12 protein-coding genes and 5 pseudogenes are annotated in these 22,791 nt (G+C 41.1%); 6 read left to right on the top strand and 11 right to left on the bottom strand.

The window, feature by feature from the left end; genetic code table 4:
• The first annotated feature begins 193 nt into the window (after positions 1-193).
• The 5 genes from F539_RS02125 (at position 194) to F539_RS04210 (ending at position 6,928) form a co-directional block, all read left to right on the top strand.
• Positions 194-3,481 (top strand): MPN376 family protein, encoded by a 3,288-nt coding sequence (locus F539_RS02125; RefSeq protein ID WP_225971144.1) that lies wholly within the window; start codon positions 194-196, stop codon positions 3,479-3,481.
• 379 nt (positions 3,482-3,860) lie between these two features.
• Positions 3,861-4,250 (top strand): hypothetical protein, encoded by a 390-nt coding sequence (locus F539_RS02120; protein WP_010874731.1) that lies wholly within the window; start codon positions 3,861-3,863, stop codon positions 4,248-4,250.
• Positions 4,251-4,595: 345 nt separating this feature from the next.
• Positions 4,596-5,285, top strand: coding sequence for a hypothetical protein (locus F539_RS02115; RefSeq protein WP_010874730.1), 690 nt, complete (start codon positions 4,596-4,598; stop codon positions 5,283-5,285).
• Positions 5,230-5,421: a hypothetical protein gene (locus F539_RS02110; RefSeq protein WP_017532779.1), complete on the top strand. Its 192-nt coding sequence runs from the start codon at positions 5,230-5,232 to the stop codon at positions 5,419-5,421. The genes F539_RS02115 and F539_RS02110 overlap by 56 nt, the downstream gene beginning before the upstream one ends.
• Positions 5,422-5,692: 271 nt before the next feature.
• Positions 5,693-6,928: a hypothetical protein gene (locus F539_RS04210; RefSeq protein ID WP_014574961.1), complete on the top strand. Its 1,236-nt coding sequence runs from the start codon at positions 5,693-5,695 to the stop codon at positions 6,926-6,928.
• A 10-nt stretch (positions 6,929-6,938) separates the two neighbouring features.
• On the opposite strand, the gene F539_RS02100 is transcribed toward F539_RS04210, so the two are convergent.
• The 3 genes and pseudogenes from F539_RS02100 to F539_RS04460 all read right to left on the bottom strand — a co-directional run bounded on the left by F539_RS02100 (position 6,939) and on the right by F539_RS04460 (position 11,667).
• Positions 6,939-8,714: an ADP-ribosylating toxin CARDS gene (locus tag F539_RS02100; RefSeq protein ID WP_053344060.1), complete on the bottom strand. Its 1,776-nt coding sequence runs from the start codon at positions 8,712-8,714 to the stop codon at positions 6,939-6,941.
• 68 nt (positions 8,715-8,782) lie between these two features.
• Positions 8,783-9,975 (bottom strand): annotated as a pseudogene (locus F539_RS02095) (adhesin P1); the annotation flags it as partial.
• Positions 9,951-11,667 (bottom strand): annotated as a pseudogene (locus tag F539_RS04460) (adhesin). The pseudogenes F539_RS02095 and F539_RS04460, both read right to left, overlap by 25 nt.
• 741 nt (positions 11,668-12,408) lie before the next feature.
• Here F539_RS04460 and F539_RS02075 point away from each other — a divergent pair.
• Positions 12,409-13,170 (top strand): lipoprotein, encoded by a 762-nt coding sequence (locus F539_RS02075; RefSeq protein ID WP_014574959.1) that lies wholly within the window; start codon positions 12,409-12,411, stop codon positions 13,168-13,170.
• Positions 13,171-13,301: 131 nt separating this feature from the next.
• Here the strand turns inward: F539_RS02075 and F539_RS02070 are convergent, their stop codons facing one another.
• The 8 genes and pseudogenes from F539_RS02070 to rpmE all read right to left on the bottom strand — a co-directional run bounded on the left by F539_RS02070 (position 13,302) and on the right by rpmE (position 22,779).
• Positions 13,302-13,844 (bottom strand): DUF16 domain-containing protein, encoded by a 543-nt coding sequence (locus F539_RS02070; protein WP_014325491.1) that lies wholly within the window; start codon positions 13,842-13,844, stop codon positions 13,302-13,304.
• A gap of 393 nt (positions 13,845-14,237) precedes the next feature.
• Positions 14,238-14,917: pseudogene (locus F539_RS04700) on the bottom strand (MgpC family cytadherence protein).
• Positions 14,918-15,779: 862 nt separating this feature from the next.
• Positions 15,780-15,992: pseudogene (locus tag F539_RS04695) on the bottom strand (MPN413 family protein); the annotation flags it as partial.
• 341 nt (positions 15,993-16,333) lie between these two features.
• Positions 16,334-17,494: pseudogene (locus tag F539_RS02055) on the bottom strand (restriction endonuclease subunit S).
• A 37-nt stretch (positions 17,495-17,531) separates the two neighbouring features.
• Entirely contained in the window at positions 17,532-19,913 is a 2,382-nt protein-coding gene (locus tag F539_RS02050; protein WP_014325486.1) for a P68 family surface lipoprotein, read from the bottom strand.
• A 131-nt stretch (positions 19,914-20,044) separates the two neighbouring features.
• A complete protein-coding gene (locus tag F539_RS02045; RefSeq protein WP_010874718.1) occupies positions 20,045-21,406 on the bottom strand; it encodes a methyltransferase in 1,362 nt (453 codons plus the stop codon).
• Positions 21,406-22,485 carry a peptide chain release factor 1 gene (gene prfA, locus F539_RS02040; protein WP_014325485.1) on the bottom strand — a complete coding sequence of 360 codons (1,080 nt, stop codon included), beginning with the start codon at positions 22,483-22,485 and terminating at the stop codon, positions 21,406-21,408. The genes F539_RS02045 and prfA overlap by 1 nt, the downstream gene beginning before the upstream one ends.
• Positions 22,486-22,779 (bottom strand): 50S ribosomal protein L31, encoded by a 294-nt coding sequence (gene rpmE, locus F539_RS02035; protein WP_010874716.1) that lies wholly within the window; start codon positions 22,777-22,779, stop codon positions 22,486-22,488. It lies immediately after the preceding gene.
• Positions 22,780-22,791: the final 12 nt, after the last annotated feature.

Here is a 22,791-nt window from a genome sequence, read left to right as displayed (position 1 = left end):
GCTTTAATACACGCGCAGAAGGATTGTCAAAAATATTTTTAAAGTGCTAGAATAAAGCATGAAACGTTTACAGTACCGATTCTTACTTTTTGGTTTTGCATTAGGAAGTTTTGGTTGATTCGTTGCAAGTTCAGCATTCACTAGCGTTGTTAAAAGTAACAATGAAACACTATCAAGCGATGGTGGCGTTCACATGCGCTACCTTAAGGGTAAAGGCGATGTGCTTTCAATCTTAAAGAGTAAAAGTCCAGCTATTACCCAGCGCTTTGATTTAAAGTGAAATAACGGTAAAAAGACAGAGGTCTACTTAAACAACGTTAATAACTACATTAGTGAAAGCCTTTACGCTCAAGAAGCACTTAAGCAAATTGAGCGTACTGCTCAGCTTTCCATTCAGAACGGTGAACTACCAGATGTAAAGGTGTATACCAACTCTGGCGCTAGCTTTGGTTTAGTGGGTTGACACACTGATAACGGTCGCACTTGAGCGTTCCGGCACGAGAACAAATACGACAAAAACGTTCACTTTAGCTGGAACCAAACATATTACAAGTACTCTAACCGCGAAAGGACAGCAAGTAACCCTTATTACTGAAAGTGGGTGGCTTGGTTTGATTTGGGTTATGCCAACCAACGCATAGGTTTGGTGGAAAATGATGAATATCATATTGACAAGCGTGTTCCAGAACCAACTCCCAGAAAATGGGATAAAAACAAACCTTTATGGGGTGATATTCGCTCGAAGATTCTCTACAGTGCTGAGCGGTTAGATCCAGATAAGGGAATCTTCATCTGGTTCAACCAAACTGGTTTTAACACCAAGGGTACTAAGGGCTGGGCTAACAGTGGCTTTTTTACCGATTTTTGGGATACCAACAATAACCCCAATGCCTTTACCACCAACATCACTTCTGAAGGTGGTAACTCCAATTGGCACAGTCCTGATTGAGGTAGTCATACCACTGACACGCGCTTCTTTTTAAAGCTAGAACCTTACAGCAAGCTGTTTTACAAGGAAAACGGTCAGGAAAGATTAATTACTGTAAGTGATTACATTAGAAAAGCAAAGAGTACCAAGACTAATTACCAATGGGTTAATAAAAACCAGATTAAAACGCTTGTTAGAAAAACTCGCAGTATTGACTTAGGTTTAGGTAGTGCTGTACGTCAAACTTACACCACTAAGAGTGATATAGCCTCCAACCAACAGCTAAAGTACAAACTTAAGGATTCGACCTTTAGCATTGACACTTACAATAACTTTAAGCTCGATAAGTTACTAGTGCCAAAAACCAACGAGGATGCTACGGCAATTAAGAATGGTGTTTTTGTCAAACAACCAACACTGTCCTTTGACTTTAACCCCGTTTTGACAAACGCCATTGTCAACATTCACAATCTGTTTGCGCAAACACTTGATTTAAAGGAGCATTTAAAGTCTGATCAACCTTACAATGAAAGTGACAAAGCAGCAATCAATAAGGTTATAGAACAAATCAAAAATAAGGAAGTTGACTACATTCAAGTAGCTGATTTTATTGGCAAGCTGAAAAATTGAAGCCAAAATCCAGGTAGTATTGAATCCAAGGGTGAAAATACTGCACAATGGTATGCTGATGCTAAAAAAGAGTTTGGTTTAAACTTGAACGATGATGTTAATACCTGAACACAACTTTCCAGCTTAATTGCTTCTTACTTCTCTAAGGACATTTTTGCTAACGTCAAATTAAACGGCGCAAAGGAAAGACGGATGAAGGTTTGGGATGGTGCTAAGTTTGAGTTCATCCCGATTGAAAACACTGAAAAACAATCAGAACAACTAGCAAATGAAAACCGCGCTGAGATTGCTGTAAGCGCCATTGGTTTTCAAGATGAAGGCGGTTTACGTGATGCTAGTTTTATCAATAAGGTAGCTCTAACCCCTAAGAGTAGTAAAACTAAAATTGCTAACGGTGATGCTAGCAAAATAGAAAAAGCAGCCAACGAAATTTCTTATAAGTACCATTACCGACAAAACTTTAAACAAGCTAGCTGGGACAAACAAAACTCACAAACCAAGAGTATTGTAGTACAAAGCACTGATTTGAACGATGAGCGCGAACGCTTCCAAAAGGACATTAACAACTATTTAAAGGTACAAGGCATCTCTGAAACTGAAATTAAAGTAAATGCTGTTCATAAAGTTGATGCGATGTTAAACGCCCGCAAAAGTGATGATCCGAAGCTCGCTAGCGTTCAAAGTACGGCAAACAAGTATGGTTTAAACCTACGATCTAACCCATACACTGGTCAGTTTTATGTAGTAGTGGATGTAACTAATGCCAATGACTTGGGTAACCAACGCCGGGCAAATAACGCTAAGAGTTACTTTTACTATATTGAAGGGTTGGACAAAGGAGCACAAAGTTCGTACTTAGTGCGCTTTGAAAACAAACAAAAGCTGTATTCACTCGAATCACTAGCGGTTGATAGTCGTGGCCTTTATGTGAAAAATGTGTCCAAGGATGCAATTATCCAAGCCAAGCAAAACCAAAACCTTTATCTCGATACTCATAACTGGAACGCTGCTTTGAAGGCTAACCTCACCAACGCTGAACTTACTTTGCCTACAGCAAGTGCTGACAATTCAGCTAAACTATCTACACCTAACGCTGAGAATGATGAGGGTTTTTTGAGTGAAAATGTCAGTGGTTCGATCTTAGGCTATGTTGAGCGAATGACTGGTAAAAAGCTCTTTTTAAAGGAAAGGGTGAGCTTTAATAAGGAAGACAAAAATAATTTAAAGCTACGTTTAACATCGAACTTTACCTTAGACAAGAAGGGTAATTTAGAGGTTAAAGACCCAAGTGTAATTAACCAAATTGTAGAAGAAGCTAAGGGTTACAATGTCTTGGTTTCAGAAGAAAAAGGTGATGATCCAGAATCAGACAAAAACATCTTCAAGATTACTTTAACCACCAACCCTGAACAAAGTACCGTTATTAAACTGCCTTACTGGATTGTTACCAAGAAATCCAAAACTAACAAGGATGGTACGGTTAGAGAGCAGAAAAACTTGGTGTTTGACTTCTCTAACCTAAACAACTTCGAATACAACACAGTTGTTAGTCTGTTGTTTACCGACAGCTCCTTTATTAAGAATGCCTACGCTCCATTGCAAACAGAATTTAGAAAGCAGCTCAAAACCGTTTTAGAACACAAATACCAAGCACCAATTAAGACTGGTCAACTACCTTTATTGACCAAGGTACAATTGGCAAATAACCAAAAACAAATTGATAACTTCACCTTTGATCTACACAAAAACATTTTCAATAAAGAAGACATCAATAAGATTAACTGACCATTAATAGCAATTACTTTCACTGGTAGTGCTGCATTACTTTCAACAATAATAGCTAGTGGTGTTGTCTTACACCGCTGACGTAAGAGTCGTAAGCACTTCTGAGAACAAATGCTCAAAGCAAGAAAAGTTAAGTAGACTTAGCTAAAAAAATGGTTTAAACCACAAGGAAGATCCCAAAAGCGTGAGCTTTATTGCCATCCTTTTGGGATTTTTCTTTGTCAAAATGGACTTCTTAAGCAAGTGCAAAAGTTAATTAATCTTTAAGCATTAAATAAATGAAGATTTAATATTCAATAAAAATGACTAATAATTAAACTTGTTTAAAAACGTTCCCCAAGGGGCGTTTTTTTGTTATAAATTTACACGTATGAGGATAAAGCGTTTACGAAATTATTCGTTGCTGTTGTGTGCTGGACTCGCTGGTTTTGGTTGGCTTGTTGGTGGATCTTCCTTTTCTAAATTAAGTAACAAGTTTCCAGGAATAAAAGAAGTAAACATCTAAACTAAGTCAGATATGAGTTTTGGTTTAGTGGGCACTGTTAATAATAACGGTTGGAAATCGCCGTTTCGACATGAAACAAAATACCGAGCAGGGTATGATAAGTTCAAGTATTACAAAACCCACTACCGGGGTGCAAAAAAAGCTGGAACCAATGATGATCGATGGAGATGAACTGCTTGGTTTGACCTTGACTTTGCCCACCAAAAGATAGTGCTCATTGAAAGGGGTGAACTTCACCGTCAAGCAGATTTAAAAAAATCTGACCCCGCAACAAACGAAACTTCCAAAACCGTTTGGGGTAGCATTAAAGAAAAGCTGTTACAAAACGTCAACAACCTCCACTCAGAGAAAGGAGTATTCTTATGGTTCCGTCAATCTGGTTTTACAACTACTAGAAACTAGTGACTTGCAAACAAAGATCGTAACTTCATTGAAAAACCTAACGTAAACTTTGAAACCACTTTCTTAGGTGCTAACAGTGATCCATTAGATTACCCTGCAACAATTCATTATTCCGACCGTCCTTTAAAGAGCTTTACTAATCACGGCATTACTTTCTTTGTTAAGTTAGATCCTTGAACCAAGCTTTTTTACACCGACAGCAATGGTCAGCAGCAATCGATAAAAACAGCTGACTTTATTGCTAACGCTAAGAGTACACAGGCCAACTATCAAAGTGCAGCTGAAAGTCAACTTAAAGCATACGTACGCAAGGATGAAACTCTAAATGTTGGGTTAGGTAGTGCAGTGAAAGAGGTGATTGACACTAACACCACTGGAACTAACTTTAAGTTTGAAAACAGAAATTACAAACTACAAAACCAAAGCTTTAGTTTTGTCCGTTACAAAAACTTTAACTTAGATAAGCTGTTGATCCCTAAAACAAACGCTAATCTAAATTCAACTAGAAACGGTGTTTTAACTCAAGCACCTACCTTAGATTTTGTTTTAAATCCAGTTTTTGTTAATGCAATCACTAACGTTTACAACCTTTCTGAACAAGTAAAGGATTTAGAACAACGTTTAGAGAGCAAAAGTAACGAAAGTGAAAAAGCTGGCATTAACAGCGTTTTAACGCAAATTAAAAACAAGCAAGTTGATTACCTAAAGGTAAAAGAATACATTAGTAGCCTAGATAAAGATACCAATAAAGTAAGTACTCCAATTAACTCAACCGGTTGAGTTAAGTGGTATCAAGAAGCAAATAAGGAATTAGGTCTTAATTTAAACCAAGAACCGAAGGACTGAGATCAATTCTTAAAGTTAGTAGCTTCTTACTTTTCCATGGCCATTTACGCTAACGTTACCCTAGGACAAAAAGTAACTAAGGAAGTTAAAGTGTGGGATGGACAAAACTTCCAGTTCTTAGCAATTGAAAACAATGAAGACCAAGCTCAATGCTTTAGCAAACGAAAACAAAGCTGAAATTATTGTTAATGCAATTGGTTTTCAAGATGGTGGCTGACGTGATAATGACTTCCTTGATCGCTTGGAAGTGAAAGAAGATAAGGTTGTATCTGTAGCTAAAACACTACTTAAGAAGGAAGACAACAAGCTAGTCTTCAGATATTAACTGAAGAAGAGATTTCCAAAGTGCTAGTTGAGAACGGGCAAACTTACAGACAAGAAGTATTGTTTGAAAAGCACAAAATGATCAGTTACGTGAAATTGATGACAAGAGTTTCAACAAGAGCATTAACGATTACCTTACCAGCAACGGTATTAGCACTAACCTCGACTTTGATAACGTACGCAAAGTTCAAGATGTTTTAGGCAGCACTGATACTAAAGATACTCAACTCAAAACTGCACTGCAAAACTTTCAAACTAAGAACAATATTAACTTGAACGGAAATGAAAGCAATGGTCACTTCTATGTGGTAGTAGATGTAACTAACGCTAACAACCTTGGTAACCAACGTCGTATTGCTAACCCTAGAAACTATTTCTATTACCTAGAAGGTTTAGACAAGAACGCGCAAAGTACTTACATTATCCGTTTTGAAACAAAGGATAAGTTCTACTCACTCGATGCACTTAGGTTCGACAACAACGGTATATACGTCGATAATGCCTCAAGGGACGCTGTAATTCAAGCAAGACAAAAATCTAAACTGTATTTCAACACTAGTGATTGAAGGGGAAAATTACCGCAAAACTTCTTCCAAACAACCACTTCTCTTTCAACCAAAAACAGAGAGATCGTAGCGCACTTCTTGAAGTCCAACGAGAGTTCTAAACGTGGTGTTTTAAGTCAAGCTGCTAGTGGTGCGGTGGTTGGTTATGTAGAGAGACTAACTAACAAGAAGGTTTTCTTAAAGGACGAAATTAAGTTTGATGTTGAAAAGGATGGCATCAAGCTAGACTTAAAAGCCGACTTCTCGCTTGAACAAAATGGCTCTTTAGGTTTGAATGACCCAAATGATGTCAACAAATTGGCACAGGAAGCACAATCTTACACAGTTATGGTAAGTGATGGCGGTGCCCAAACTGACAATAATGCTGAAGGTGGTAATCTAAGAATTGCCTTAACTAAGAATGCATTCAACCCAAAACAAAGCACTACGGTTGATATTCCTTACAAAATAGAAAATAGAAGTGTGGGAAATAATAAGGAGCAGAAAACACTTGTGTTTGATTTCTCTGGACTCAATCCGTATGAGTACAACATGATTGTAGGGGCATTGTTTACCGACAGCTCATTTATTAATGATGCTTATGCACCAATTCAAAGTACCTTCCAAAGACAATTGAAGGAGTTCTTACAAGTTAAGTACGAAAACCAAGTTGGTGCTAATGGTTCATTTGACCTCTTCAAACCACGCTCATTGTCTAGCCAACAACTAGTTCAAGGTGAAAGATCACTAGATGGCTTTACCGTTGAATTGAATGCAAATGGTGGCAGTTTCAACTTCTTAACCCACGTAGATCCGTTGGTAGCTGGTTTAACTGTGGCTGCTATAGCTAGTGTAGTAGCTGCTGGTGCTGTAACTTATTTAGTAGTACGTCGTTACCGCAAGCGCAACGAGTTTGTCGACAAGATCTTTGCTTCTAACATTAGAGCAAAACAGTGACGTTAAAGCTTAATCGCTAAAAGCGATCAAAACCATCTTTGACCAAAATCTTATCTTCGACATTACTTTCAACTTTATCGTAAGTGGAGTACCAACCGCCCCAACGTGAACCGCTTATGATCACCTTTAACTGCTGGTTGTCAGCGTAACAGCGAATGTGGCGGAAGTTAAGCCCTTCAACGGAAGGAATGGTAAGGTCATCACGCGAAAAGTACCATTTAAAGTTTTCGTCTTTGTCCTCATTCATGTCATGTTTTAGCCATTCTACTCAATCCCAGCTGTAACCAGTTTGTTTGTTGAGTTTATTATGGAGAAAGAACACGTTTTGGTTGTCCTGGACAAAGAAGATTTTCGAAGTTTTTAGATCATAGAATATCTGTCCATCTGGTGTTTTCATCTGATAAGATCAACCACTTAATTGTGGGGTATAGTAATAACCCCTTCAATACCAGCCTAGCTGAACATCAACAAAGAAGGTGCTAGCTGCACGCATAGTAACAAACTGCGCATGGGTAGTACATTCATCAACAATTATTTGTAATTCTTCCAAATCACTAGGTGGATTTTTCAAAGGACATACATACAAATCGTGTTGTGAACCACCACTCTTGGTATTTCAGAACAAGCCATTTTCAGTTTGACCTAACAGTTCAGAGGAGACCCGAAACTGAGTTATTGCACTGTCTTGCGGTGTCATTTTTCACTTTTGGTTCACGGCATTAACCGCGCTAACACTAAGGTGCACTTTGAGCTGACCAGCATACTGAGTAGTAAAGGCAGTAAGCGAAAGACTGATTTGTGCACCAGTTAAATCCTTGAGACAAATTCGTTGATAAACATCCCAAAAGAAGATGGTTTGGGGAAAGCTGGACTTTTGTTTGGGGTTTACTTCGACCAAAAAGACATTGTTATTTTGCGGATCTGCTTGTAACATAAAGGTTTTTTGCGTTTTAATTCCCCTTAGGTATACTGGTGTATCTTCCAGTTCCTTTACACTGCTAGCGTACTGTGGTAAGGATTGTAGGTTATAGTTATCAATCTTTTCCGCAATGCATTTGTCTAGCGGATTTTCACCATTACTAGAAGGTGGACTTCAATCAGGGCACGCAAACGATAGCGAAGCGGAAGTACCTTCCGAAACATCAGCAACGGAAGCTGCTTGGGGAATTGATAAATGTACAGGAGTAGCTATTCCTGGTGTTGGCAATCATGGTTGATCATTGGCTTGGGTTTGCAGCTCTTGATAATGAGGGTTGTGCATTTCCGGTTCATTAATTCTAGTAGTCTCTACAACACGACCAGCCGGGTGGTGAGCATGACCAGGTTCAACGGGAACAGCATCTACTAGTCAAGCACTACGGACATTAGCTGCTGCAATTGGACCATCGGTAAACCATTCACGTTGATACGCAAAGGAAGTGCGTAAAGCTCTAATTCCCATTTGTGCCATTTCTCGATCACCAGAGTCAAATACTACTTGTCTTTGACGCATTAAATCTAACAAGTTCTCCCCAGTGGCGCGGGCATTGTAAAAGTGTTGGTCGGCACGAATTTCATATAAGTAAGCCCTTCTGGGGTGCTCTGGTACATATTCCCGTAACCAGCTACCAAAGAAGCGAATAGCTGCTGTGGGTGTTTCTGAAGTGGAAATAAAATAGCTTCTACCAAAATTAGTGGAGAGAATGTGTTCAAAGAAATTTCTCACATCACCTAAAGTTAAAAAGCCATGTTCAAAAATTTCTTCAGGGCTTCTCAAATCAACACGGTAAACAAATCTAACAGGATTTGGCATTTTTAAAAAATGAAATTTTACAAATTAAAAACTTCAAAAACTGCCTTTTTCTAAAAAAATTGTTAACAGTAATTATCCACCATCACCTTGGGATCCAAGTGATCAACGCGGTCAATGACGGTACGGTTGCGCGCATAAGGCGCATCGTACAGAATGAGGATCGAGGCGGCGAATTTGGCGGGGTCGTTGTGAATTTGCTCAGTCGTTAACCACGGCGTTCAGGGGGTGGGGGTGCCATCTTGGGTGCCTGATCCCGAACTGGAAGGGGCAGTACCAAAATCGTCCGCCTTGAGTTGGACTTGCTGGTTGTTATTGGAGCCCCGTTTAATCGGGGCGTTGGCGAGGTTGTTGGTTTCAAGTTCGATCTGACCATTGTCCTCCGAGTCCGATTTCTTTTTCACCGCCACCTGCAACGCCTTGACTTTGGTGTCCCCTGACGAACCCCCACGTTGGGTGGATTGGCCAGATCCAGATGTGGTTGAAGAACCAGTGGCCTCAGCGCCCTGGAGTTTTTCATTGCTCTTCGCGGTGTCCGCCTCGGCGTTCTTCACCTTCAAGCCAAACATTGCCCCGGTGGTGGAAGTATTTTGACCATTCTCGGTTCGCTGCTGTGGTAAGCCCAACCCCCTTTGCAACTGCTCATAGTACACCACGCTGCGCGGCACGAGTAAAACGGCAAACCGGTAGGGATTGGAGGGGTCTTGCGCCACCTCGACGGGGACCTTGTTTTTGACCTCGTTTCACTGTTGGGGTGCAGCCCCACTCAAACCAAAGCCGCCAAAGGGGTTAAAGGTGATCTGCCCGGTTTGGTCGCGCGTGGGCGTTTGCGGGTTTAACTTCGAAAAGTCGAGGTCGTACAACGCCCGGCGAGGTCGTATCGGCGTAACGCAAAGGTGGTGGCGGTGGTCAAAGCCGCTTCGGTTCGGGTGGGATCATACGTGGTTTGTTGACTGCCACTGCCGGCAGTGATGCCCTTGGCGGTGTTGTCGCGCACTAAGGCCCACGCCCCGGGGTTTTCACCCGTGAGGGGGAGGGACGAAAAGCTCGTGTTACGATACGTTCACGGGGTTAAGCGCGGGTTGATGGCATTGGTGTGGCGCAGCGCGACCTCGTCAGGGCGGGTGTAGCTAAATTGCTGGCGCTTGAGCGTCGTGGTGGTACTTGTGAAGTGTCCCACTACGGTGAGTCCCGTCGCGAGGGAGGCGGTGGTTCATATGAATAAAGTGAGGGAACAATTTAAAAAGAATATACTAATGAATATAGATCATAAATAGGAGTGTCTTGCACACTTTTAATATCCTCACTACTATTCCCCCCACCCCCACTGGGTAATTGCCCCACAAGCCACCCACTCACCCGTTCAACGGGGGAGAGGTCCACCGAATTGGTGCTGTCTGCTCCTCCAGCACCCCCACCACTAAGCACACTGCCAATGTTACCACTATTCGTCCCAAACACCGGTGTGGTTTTTTTGAGGGATTGGGGTTTGGCTTGGGTGGAATGGTCTGTACCAAAGCTTTGGCGCAGCTTGGTGCGAACCTGGTTGGGGTCCAACAGGTTTTTAAGCCCTGGTCGAGTTGGGTCGTGTTTTCGACTTTCTTAGGTTTAATCAAATGGAGGTAGGGGGAGGTGTTTTGGGAATTGGTTTGACCGGAGCTTTGAGTGGAAGCCTTGTACGAATCCTTGTCGGTGGAGCTAATTTGGTACGCGAGGGCATTGGGGTGCTCCGGTAAGGCGTCCCCTGTTGCGGCGGTGGTGGTAGCTGCTTGCGCGGCCGCCTGAGCTTGATCTTGTCACACCCCCTTTAAATCCCACACACTCTCGACCCGGCCCAAGCGGTTGACCCAACTGCCACGAAAGGCCGCTCAGGGCTGCTTGGCCCAAATGAGGGCGCGCTGCGTCGCATCACTTGCATCCAAGCCCGTTAACTGGAGCCCGAGGTAACCCGCGCGGGGTTTGACAAAGTCCGTGAAGGTGACCAGCCACCCGCCCAACTGGAAGCTCAAGCTGGTACCACTGACAACGAGGTTACCAACGTCTTGCGGCGTTCAAGCCAACCCGGGGGTGATCAGCACAGCCTTCGAATCATTATTTTGTTCGGGAATTTTAAAACCGATACCGGGTGAACTGGTCGTGTTGGACCCCGAACCACCCGCTCGCGTCGTCCCAAAATAGGTTTCCACCAACGCCGGATTCAACAACCCATTCACTTCACCATAAGCGGGGAGGTTGAGCTTGGTTTGGTCCGACTTTAAGTCGGTGTAAGACCATTTTTGGTCGGTGGCTTGGAATTTGTTGGAATCATCTGACCCACTTCGATTCACCAACACCGGGATGCTGCCCAACAAGCCGCGGAGGAAGAGCTGGGCGCGCTGCGCGTTGTTCTTGTTGGTGAATGACAGCGCGTTCGGTAAATCGGATGTGGGGGTGAGGTTGGGGGGAGGTGATCATAATTCGACGCGGATTCCGTCGTCGAATTAGACTGGGGCGCGCCGTCCTGCGTGGTTAAGTTCTGACCTGATTTACTAATCTTATCCTGCTTTAACGAGCCGGGATTGCCCGCTGAACCACCCGTTGTAGAACCACCCTGCTGGCCACTGCCCGTAGCGCTTTTAAAGGTGGTGTGGTTTTCGTCACTTTGTTTGTTTGAAGCCTTATCATTCCTTCACCCCGCCCCCGTTCAGAGCTGGAGGTTGGCTGGGTCGAGGGTGGGTCATTTGGGAATATCTTTCCCCGTAGTCGTCGTCTGACTGCCACCCAGGGTGCCCTGGACATTCGCTTTGAGGCCAACGCCGACATTCGAGAACGTCGGGAGAAAGGAACGCGAACCACTTGTGTTCGTACTAGTTCCGCTGGACGACCCCGCGCCGGTTTTAGGCGCGGTTATATCATCCACGCCCCGGTGGTTATTCCCATACCTGTGCCCATTCCCAATCCAGGGCACATAATCCAACACCTGGTCGAGCACCGACACCGCGAGGTTGAACCCGGTACTAAACCTGGTGAGCGTGGGGGAAATAAAAATACCAACAGCAAGTTTTAACACTTACCGTTGGTAAATTTATGTCTTTTTAGACCAAAAAGTTAACTAACTCTTTCAAGTGCCTAAAGGCTTTTCCTTATTTGTTATCTCAGTGTCAGCAACTTCATTTACAGTTTTAATTTTCATAATGAATTCACAAGTACCGTCTTCCTTTGGATCAAAGTAAGCTACCATTGAAGCAATTTTGGGGTATTAAAGTTTTTCATTGGCTTTTTCTAGAAAAAGATTCCTTAATGCTTTAACTTTTTTCATGTTTAAATGTTCCTTTCTTTTTTCTTTTGATTTTTTAAAAAATAACTAACACTTGCAACTCGGTTGCCAACAGGGATCAGACGCTTTGCTGATCAATTCAAAAAATTAAAGATTTGCATTTGCTCTTCCACTAAATAAATTGACCGACTTATTGAGAAGTGCCAACAAAATTGCAAAAAGTTTTTAGAAAGCATTAAATGAATAAAAATGCCAACAATTAGCAATTATTAGAACTACTCAGATCAAAACCTTTATCAGTAGATAGTTGTTAATAAATGATTGGAAATTTCAGTGTTTTAATTAATGTTCAACCCGAAATTCCAATTCAAGTTCTTATCCCAAAAAGGCTTTTTACAAAAAAAAAAAAAAAGCAAAATTAAAGAGTTATTTTTACTGTTGATGCGCAAAAAGAAGTTTTTGTCAAAGGTTTCCTTTGGTTCTTTATTTTTGTTATGTGGAACAGTTTTAAGCGCCTGTACTGGTATCCAAGCAGATCTTAGAAATCTTATTAAAGAAGCCACCGGTAAAGACATTGATGTGTATAAAGCAATTAAAACTACAGAAGGCAAAAAGAACATGATAACTTCTCTAAAGAAGTCTTACAAAGTTAATCCGAAAGATACAACAAAATTGTTGTTAGACGCCTGAAAACAAAGTGCGGAAAAGAGCGAATTAGGTATTCCAGATTTTGATTTTGACGATGTAATTTATCCCGCAAGCAAGGATCCTTTTACGATGGAGCGAAAGATTGAATATTTCCAGATGACATACCAAAGTTTTAAGGATTTGTCAATTGAAGCTAAGTTGAGCTATACCTTTAATTGGTTTGGAGATTATTCTTCAGGTGATTTCACTGCTAAGAAAGGTGACAAGCATTATTTTGATCTTTTCCTTAAAATTAAATCTAATTCTGATCCAGGAAAACAATTTACTACAGAAAAATTTCTTACTAAAGAAGAAAAAATTAAAGTTAATGGAAAAGAAATTACAAGAAATTTAGAGTGAATTGAGTTTAGCGCTTCACTTAGCTTTTCATTAAAAGGCAAAGATGATGTTAGTGAAAAAAGTGTGAACAAATTTTTAAGTACCTTTGCTAATAATACAGAAGGCTATTCATCAGATATTAATCTCTTCATTTACTTGGAATATTTAATTAAGTAATTGACTTCAATTCATTAGCTGTCTGTCTTTCTCCTTGATAGGATGGCTTTTTTATTTATTTCAAATAAATGAAAATACCAGCGACTAACCTTTATAGATTAATTGCTGGCACTTTTGTTATTAGCCTAAGACTATTTTAGCGGATCGATTTTGTCCAAACGAGTTTCCATTGAATCGAGACGACCATCCATAGAGTCTAAACGTCCTTCAACAGAATCAAGCCGCTTACTCATGTCTTGTAGCGTTTGCAAAATTAATTGCAGGGTTTCGCCTTGGCTTTGAAGTGTTCCTCTCACTTCAACTTTGAAGTTGTTAAGATCTTCTCCTTGAGCATTAACAGTTTCGACTAGTTTATCAACCTTAACTTCCAGCTTATCGACTTTCTTCTTTAGCTTATCAACTTTAATTTCAAGCTTATCGATCTTATTTTCAATCTTTGTAAGTCGTTGGTCGTTTGAGTCTTTGTACTCGTTGAACTCTTTACGCGTTACGTATTCTGTGTTCACTGGTATAACCGGTTTGTTAAGTTTAAATTGTCTGTTGAAACTGCCAGAGAATTCCACACTGTTGTTTTCTGGATTAATGATGTATCATCCCGAAAAAGTGCCTTTTTTGGTCTTTTTCATCATGTAATGGAATTCTTTTTCGTTATAAAACGGAATTTTCTCTTTCATTAATAAGCGACTCCTTTCTGAAAGAGGTTGAGAAAACTACTACTTGCAGCAGTGCTGCCAACTAAGTTCAGCTGTTTTGCTAAATTAATAAAAACATTACACATAACGGTTTTTGTGCTTACACTAACTAAATTGCTTAAAGTTAGTAAAGACACCAAAATAACTTCAAAACTTTTTTCAAAAAAGTTCTTATTAATAAGAAAAGTTCCTATTAATAGTTAGAAGGTATTAAAAACCCAAATTACAAAAATATTCAAACTCTTTGGCTTTTTTATAAAACCCTGTCAATTTATTTAGTGGGAGCAGATAGAGTGACTTTTGTTGAAAAAAACGAGCCTGCTCCCGCTGATTTAAATAAATTTAGTAAATTCATAGTTTTGCCTCTACATCAAACTAACAGCTTTTGTTAGTTTTCCAATCGTCAAAAATATTTTGGAGCTGTCTGCCTCTTACCTCTGGGTAGATGGCTTTTTTATCGCCATCATCCCCATAACTGTTGAGTGGGCTGGCATTAATTAAGGAGGCAATTTTGGCGGTGGCCTTTTGGTCGGACTTGACCGGGTAAGTCGTTTGCACTTCTTCATTATTCTGACTCCCCCCTTTCATCCCACTCACGGGGGTCACATACGCAAAGGTGTCGAGCAGGGTAAACAAACCATTAATCGGGCCGTTGAGCCCGGCCGTGTTTTCCACCAAAGCCTTGTCCCCCCATCACTGTCCAACCCGGCCGTGGTCGACCAGGCGAGTGCTTGGTTGTAGGTCGAAGCGTTCGAATCAGTCGTCATATCATACCCCACCGCGCCCGCTTTAAATGCCGCAAAGACGAGGTGGTCGGCCACAACGTCAAGACCGGCGATGAGGTAGGCGGGTTGGGTGAGGCCTTGGGCCTTCAAATTCGAATTTTTGGAATCCGAATTTGAGTCATCTTTAAACCCCAACTGGTTTTCGACAAACTGCTTCTGCTTGTCGGTGCCCCAGTTGAGCTCGGTTTTCGCTCATCAGGTCGCTTTGCCCGATTCCTGGTCCTCCCCGACAACTCAATACCAAAGACTCGGTACCCGGTCGGAACTCATCACAACGATCTGGCCATTTAAGTAAGCGAGTTGGGCGGTTGAAGTATGATAGAGCTGGGTGATGACATTCGGTAGGGCATCAGTTTCACTGCTATTGCCCGCACGAAGGGGGCCAGCAACCACCGTGACGGCACGCTGTGACGTTGCGATTAAAGCTGGTTCGCCCCGCGAACCAGTTCCCAAACCCGTTTGGGAAGCACCTGCCGCATGGGGCAGGTTAGTGGAAGTAGCATCCCGTCGGCTAGCCACTACACCCGTACCGTTGTTACCACCTCATTTTTCCAACCCCGGAACAATCACCCCCATCTGGTGCAAGGCCTGGGCGGTGTTGAGGTACTTGCTAAAGGTGGCGGTGTCACTCGCTGTGCGATTGACGGACACTGCTGCCGTAGCACCCCCCGCGGGTTGGCTTACAACCGCTTGTGGGCCCACAGGAGCGGGGTTAGATAAGCTTAAAGTTTGATTACTTGTACTGCTTGGTGGAACACTGACAGGTGCTGATCTCAAGAGCGATTTTAACCCCGAACTGTTCGAGCCATTGCCTTGTAAACTAGAAGCACTTCCAGCCGCACCACTTCCAACCATCCCCACCAACGGGGCATCATTTTCCGCCGTTGTTTTTTCCGAATTTTTCCAAGAGCTCTCATCCTTCCCCTTCCCCTCCTTGGTCGAATCCAGGGGTTCATACACCGGTCAACTTTCATTCAGCTTCCGGTACGCGCGGCCCTTATCGAGCTTAAAGCCGGTGACGGCCTTGGGAGCGGGGTTGTTTTAAGGCCTTTTTGGGAACGTTGGGAATTCCAACTCGATTCTTGACCCGAACCAAAATGAACCGTATCCTGAGCAACCCCATTCACCCGGGCTAACCCCGCATTGGGCGTATAAGGGGTCACGGGTTGTTCGACGAGGAGGTCTTGGAGGGTGGTGTAGAGGGAGCCCTTACCATTGGAACCTTGATCGTCGGAACCCTGACTTTCCTGCTTAACGTAGGGCAACGCCAACTTAATCTTCCGTTCAAACACCCACGTGGCCCTGGGCGCGGCTTGGAAGATGAGGATGTAGCTGGCTAAGTCTTGGGAGTTAGACCCGGAAGTGTCAGAAGATCCACTCTGCGAGCCATTAAGTGCCTTCTGTGATTCTTGGGTATCAAAACTCAAGGCATTTTGACTCGTATCTTGGTTATTAGAGTCCGAACTCGTTGTGTCCTGGAATTTCACCCTGACCAACGCTGAGCGGACCAGCGCCACTAACTTGTTCTGTCCCACCCGCTTTCAGTCCACGAGTTCGTATGAGGGGTGTAAATGGGCGGCCCGCACGACATCCAGCCCCCCATTGAGCGGTGTGGTAAAGGGCGTGTAGGGGGTGAGGGTGTTGTGGTCTTGGAGGAGGTAGGTGTTGGAAACTATTTATTAAGCATTACATAATTTGCTCTAATTGAGTTTTTTGTTCTTGCACTCAATTAAATAAGAAGTTCTGATAGTAATCCAATTGCTTTTTACGCATTTCGACTTCAGCAGGAATACCTTCTACTAAATCATTGCAAAGTTTTTCAAAGGCAAAGAGAATATCAGCAATCTTTTCTTAAATTTCTAGAGGTGGAAAAGAGAGTTCGATTTCAGCCATTACTTTTTGGCTTAGTTTTGGTCTTGAAGCTAGATTATGAACGAATTTTGGTGCTTCTATCTTTAATAAAAAGGATAGGAATTTGGTGCAGATTTTTTTATTTTTAAACTTTAAAACACCGCAATCTTGTGATGCATTAAACTTGCCATTACGATAAAAAACTACTCCAGCATAACCATTTGTAGTTCAAGTGATGTATTCACCATCAAAATCGCAATCTTTAATACGTCCTAACTCACCATCATTTGTGGTAGCTGCGGAATAAACTGGATTTTCTCCAGGATTATTCCTAATATACGCTTTAGTGATCGCTCGACCTCTTCTAATTTCACAAATATCCTTTACTTGAAAAGTTTCGAAAGGTATATTTGCTCCGTAAATTTTTCGGATATTTTCTTGGTTGAGCAGATAATCGCGATAGAAGGCATACTGCTTCTTTCGCTCTCTTAGCTCGGCGCTTAGCTCGGCGCTTAGCTCGGCGCTTAGCTCGGCGCTTAGCTCGGCGCTTAGCTCGGTAAAAGTATCTAAGATAGTAGCAATTTTCTCTTGAATTTTCTTGCTTGGAAAATCTAGTTCTATTTCTCTCATCTTTTTTAAAGTTAGATTAGGAATAACACAAGCATTATTAACATGTTTAGGCGCTTCCATCCCCAATGCATATGCCAAAAATTTAGGGCAAATTTCATTGCTTTTTACCTTTAAGACACCACAATGTTGAGAGGCATTAAACCTCTCATTGCGGTAAAAAACTATGCCAGCATAACCATCAATTGTTCAAGTTACATATTCACCATCAAATTCGCATTCATCTATGCGACCTATTTCACCATCATTTAATGTTGAACCAGAATAAACAGGATATTCACCAGGGTTAGCTCTTATGTATTCTTTGGTAATTGCTTTGCCCCTAGAAATCTCGCAAATATCTTTGATTTTGTAAGTTTTAATCTCCACGACAGTAACAGTTTAATTTGTTTCAACAAGAGCTTTATTAGATGTCAAAACCTAGACTAGCAATAAAGTTATTAATAAATTTATTGAAATCCACTTTGGAATTTACTACTGCATTAAAGTTAGAACCAATACCATCGCGGAAGCGACCACTTCTAAAGTCGCTTGGATCACTGTAACTTGTTATTTGGTTTTGGCTAATTCCTTTAAAAATTTCTAATGCCTTTTCGATATAGGTGTTAGTTCTTTGGCTATTAGTCTTGTTATTGGCCTTACTTTGATCTTCTTTTTTGTTGGCATTATCGAAGGTTTTCTTTAAGGGTAGAATGTAAGACGCGGAATCAGCAAAGAATTGTGCAGGAGTTCTCTTTTCGTTGGAGTTTTGCTTATTTTTACTGTATTTCTTGGATTCCCAAGTTTGCTCACTGTTTAAAAACCAATTAACAAACTTACGTGTTTCCTCATTTTCCTTTTCGTTAGCATGGATACCAATTAGGTTAGGTTCTTGAGTGATTGCTATTTTTGTGGAATCACTAGCTTTATATTTAGCAAGTGCCGGTAGAACAACTGCTTCTTCACTCTGTAAAGTGTTAGATTGTTCCAATACTTCTTCAGTAGCACTAACAATAATCTTACGGTCATATTTTTCATCGTTAAGATCATCGATATCGAAAATGTTCTTATTGTCTTCACGAAGGTTATCAGTCGATGTGTAACCAATTATTTTGTTTTCTTGGTTCTCTTTAGTTGTTGATTTACTTGCAACAGTTGAAACTTGAGTTCCACTTTTACCGTCTTCTTTAGCAGCTTTTTCTAGTTTATCAATAACAGTTTGGTTAGTAATTAAGATGGCATTATCACCTTTGTTTTTTCCTTCTGGAATTTGTGCTTTATAAAGGTAAATGGTTTTCATACTTTTACCTTTCTTGCTTTTGGATTGAGTCCCAGAACTTGATTTTTCACTAGATTCAACGCTTTCGCGCTTTTTGCTTTTGTCTTCTATTTCAAAAGTTCCAAGAAGATTATTTTCACTTTTATTGTTATTTTCTCCACCACTTTGAGTTGTTTTATTAGGCGCTTTAACTGGTTGAGTGAAGCGCGGAAACTCAATAAAGTTACCGTCATCAAACTTTAAGCGTTTAGCACTGTTACCAGCAAACGAATAAAAGAAACCTGAAGTGGAAGAAATACTGTAAGCTAATTGGTGGAACTTCTGGAAGTTAGAAGAGTAAGAGCCACCCTTATTGACAAACAAACCGTTTTTATCAATTAACTCCTTATAATCGCTAAATACTTTTTGTAAGTTTTGGTAAGAGGTTTCCTTATTTTTAAAGTTACTAAAGTCAGCCCGACCATCTTGCACCTTATAAAAGAAGTTGTCATAGTTACCACCACCTGCAGCAAATACTGAAGTAAATAAGGCGTTAGGTGTACTGTCAATCCCAAGTACACCTTGAATGTCCGTTCCCTTTTTGGTTTCTTTGGTGTGAATATTAGTAAATGATCTAGCTATCCTTGCGGAAAAATCGAGCAGTTCATGCCAGTTTTCAAAGACACTAGCTTTAAAGGTATAACCCTTAAGGCCATTCTCCACCTTTTGGTAATCACCTCAAGTTTTCTTAATTGCTTCATCGCTTGTAGCTTTACCATCTTTAGTGGTGTTAGATTGTTGACTAGATTCAGTTTTAAGTAATGTTAGAGTGGTAGTTTTCTCTGTGCCTTGTTTCTTACTTTTACCTTGTTCTTTAGCCTTTCCATTAGTTTCAGCAGCCTTTTGAATTTTTTCTCAAAGCTCTTTGGTTATGGGGTCGCTTTCGTTAATTTTTAACGAATTTTGAAGTGTATTTTGTTGGTTTGTGCTAGCAGTTCTTTGTGTTACAGCTGTTTCATTACCACCCTTCGCGCTGTTCAAGATATAGTGTAATACCGGTCCATTTAAAGCTAAAACTTCAGTTGAAAGTGATACGGGAATGGCGTAATTGGCCTTTTTGGCTACACCGCTAATGCGTTCGTTGAACTTCAAAAAGTTAGGTGATAACTTGGAGAGATCAACGTTGTCTAGTGGCAGTTCCATCCCAACACGTCCTAGGGTGGAAACTAAGTCGGGATAGTTTAAGATGAGGTTGTAAAAGGTCGTTTTGTCTTTAACGCTAAGTTTGGTTTGTAAGTTACCACGTCCACCGTCATAACCACCGGTAATTTGGGTAATTTCAATAGGATAATCATTGCCACCCTTAACCTGGTTGTATTTTTCCACCACAGCTTGTAGAGCATTAGCGGCATTTTTAGAAGTTAATGAAGAGGCTAACACAATTTTGCCATCATCAACTTGGTCAAATTTACCCTTTGCACCACAAGCAGCTAGGATCGCTGAAAGCCCTAAAAAGCCACTAAAAAGGGTAGCACCATACTTAAATTTCATCTTACAAAACACCAAAAAGATGGGAAATTATACAGCAATGGTGCAAATTCTTTATTTTTAAAAGTTAAAAATAAGTTGGATAGCTCCAATAATCCGTTAATAGTGCTTTTTAGCAGTCAAATTTGAAACTTTTAGTGTCTTAATTTGTGTTTTGCTAGTAACGCTTGGAAACGTTGTAATTGGGTTGAACTACCACGAACAATTTGCTTCGTATCCAAGTTGTAAATTAAGGACGGTTCGTTATTACTTTTAAAGCTGTTTTGCACAATAAAACAGTTCTGCTGCACTCAGTAAGGATCGTTCTGGTAAGCGCTTAACTTGCCAAATGGTTTTTGTTTAGCTTGATTAGCACTGGTACAGTAAATTAAACCAACCGTTTTTAAGAGCTTTAACAGCTGTGGGCTGTTGGGTAGACGATAGCTCTGTCCATCTACAATAAAGGTGTAAGCACCTGGTCAAAACAGTTTGGCTAGCTTTTGTAATTGTTTGGGTAACTGGTTAATTTGACTAGGTGCTAAAAACTGGACGTAGTGCTTGTTGGGATCGCGTTGTTTAATGTGGTCTAAATCTTGTTGGCAATAACTCATTAATCCTATTTGCGTGTCGGTGGGGATAATGGCCGTCATCCCCTTGTCTAGCAGTGCTTTAATTTGCTTGGTTTGCGCAATTTTTAAGACTGGTAGTTTAGTGTTGTCAATACTCAAACCGATGAATTGCTTGTGGCTTGTGTAAATTTCACTAGTTTTAAAAATGCTAAATAATGCTAAAAACTCTTTTTTCTGGGTTGGTGAGCACTCCAGTATCACTTGTTTAACTTGGCGGTTACCCAATAAAAAGTTATACAGCTTTTGGTAAAACAAAATTCCGTTACCATCAGCCACTAAACTGTTGCGCGGTTCGTGGTTTAAAGTTTGATCTAACTGACTTTCGTTTAAATAGGGTGGATTGGTAATAATGAGATCAATAGGTGTGTTTACCTGTGCTAGAGCAGCTAAAAAATCAGCTTCAATTCACTGCACTTCAACCATATTCAAACGGGCATTTTGCGCCGCTAACTGCAATGCTTGGGGGTTGAGGTCACTACCATAAACATTTAAGTGAGGAAAACGCTTTTTTAGCGCAATTGCTAACGTACCGCTTCCACAGCAAAGGTCAACCGCGGTTTTAAGGTTTTGTGCTTTGACTACCTTTAAAAGCGCTAAACTGTCGGCACGAGGAATAAAGACGCCAGGTTGAGTTTTAAAAGTTAATGAACCTAGCTTAACACTCCCGGTAATATAGGGTAAGGGTAGTTGATCGACAAAGTAAGCTTTTAAAGCATTAACAATTCCCTGTTCGTCAAAGTCAGTAATTGTTTTAGCGTGCTTTCACAGTGCTGTTAAATCCTTAAAGTGCAGACCAAACTTTTCTAATAGGGTGAGAAAAACACCGTTAAAGTGCGGATCGGTGCCATACAGCAGCTTTTGGTTCAAGAAAAGTTCATACAAGTTCATTAACTGAAAAAGTTCTCTAGTTGTTGTTTCTTTTCATCTGCCTGCAACGCTTCAATAATTTCATCAAGGTCACCTAAAATAATCGTGTTAAGCTTATTGACGGTAAGTTTAATGCGGTGGTCTGTGACCCGGTTTTGGGGATAGTTATATGTGCGGATCTTTTCGGCACGATCACCCGACCCAACCTGACTTTTACGCAAACCTGCTTGGGTTGATAACTGTTCGTTCTGCGCTTTTTCCCACAGTTTAGCACGTAGCATCTTCATTGCCGTATCACGGTTAGTAAATTGTGATTTACCCTCTTGACACGAAACTACTATGCCAGTTGGTAAATGGGTAATCCGCACTGCACTTTCAGTCCGGTTAACGTGTTGACCCCCAGCACCCGAAGCACGGTAGGTATCTACTCTAAGATCAGCTGGGTTAATATGAACTTCAACCGCTTCTAGTTGTGGTAAAACAGCAACCGTAACGGTTGAAGTGTGTACTCTCCCCTTGGATTCAGTAGCGGGTACGCGTTGTACCCGGTGTACGCCAGATTCAAACTTGAGCTTGGCAAACACATCGACACCATTAACTTCAAAGGAAACGAAGTTTAACCCGACACTGGATGGGATCATTTCGTTAATTTGCAACTTTCAACCCTTGTTAGTACAAAAGTTGCGGTACATATTGAATAAATCAGCTAAAAAGATGCACGATTCATCCCCACCAGCAGCGGGACGAAGCTCTACAATCACGTTTTTCTGGTTATTCTCATCAATTGGTAATAACAACAGTTTTAACGCTTCTTCGTATTCAGGGACAACACTGCGCACCCGTTCCAGCTCTTTTTTGGCCTCATCATGTAGCTCCTTGAGCTCGTTGTTTTCCAAAATGGCCTCCGCTTCCAAAGCTTGATCTATGAGCCGTTTAAATTCTTTGAATTTAACAACTAAGGGTTGTTTATGTTTCAGTTCCTTGTTGATCGCTTTGATCTGTTCAAAGGTCAAATCGGGTTTATTTAAGTCCTTTTCGAGTTGTTCAGCAAGTTCAACAATCTTTTCAACACTAGAAAAGAACTGCTTGTCAAACTCCACCTACAGTTCGTTTAAAGAACGGTGTTTGGTATATTCTTCTGTTTTGCCTTTCGCTTTTTTAGGAGTTTTATTCTCTAAAAAGGCTTTGCCAGCATTGAACTTTCCAGAAAGCTTTTCCGCACGACCGTGGACTGTTTGTTTGGTTAATTCACCAATGTAAAACGGGTGACATTTACCACAAATATCAATCGTAATTTCTTTTTGTTTTAGGGTTGATTCAATGGTGAAACTATTGCTGCAAGAAGCACACTTGAAGCTAACGGATTGGCTTGGAAAATGAAAATCTTTTTTCATTGGTTTTACAAA

It is taken from the genome of Mycoplasmoides pneumoniae FH, from assembly GCF_001272835.1.
Taxonomy (GTDB): domain Bacteria; phylum Bacillota_I; class Bacilli_A; order Mycoplasmatales; family Mycoplasmoidaceae; genus Mycoplasmoides; species Mycoplasmoides pneumoniae.
This window is presented reverse-complemented; position numbering and strand designations above follow the sequence as displayed.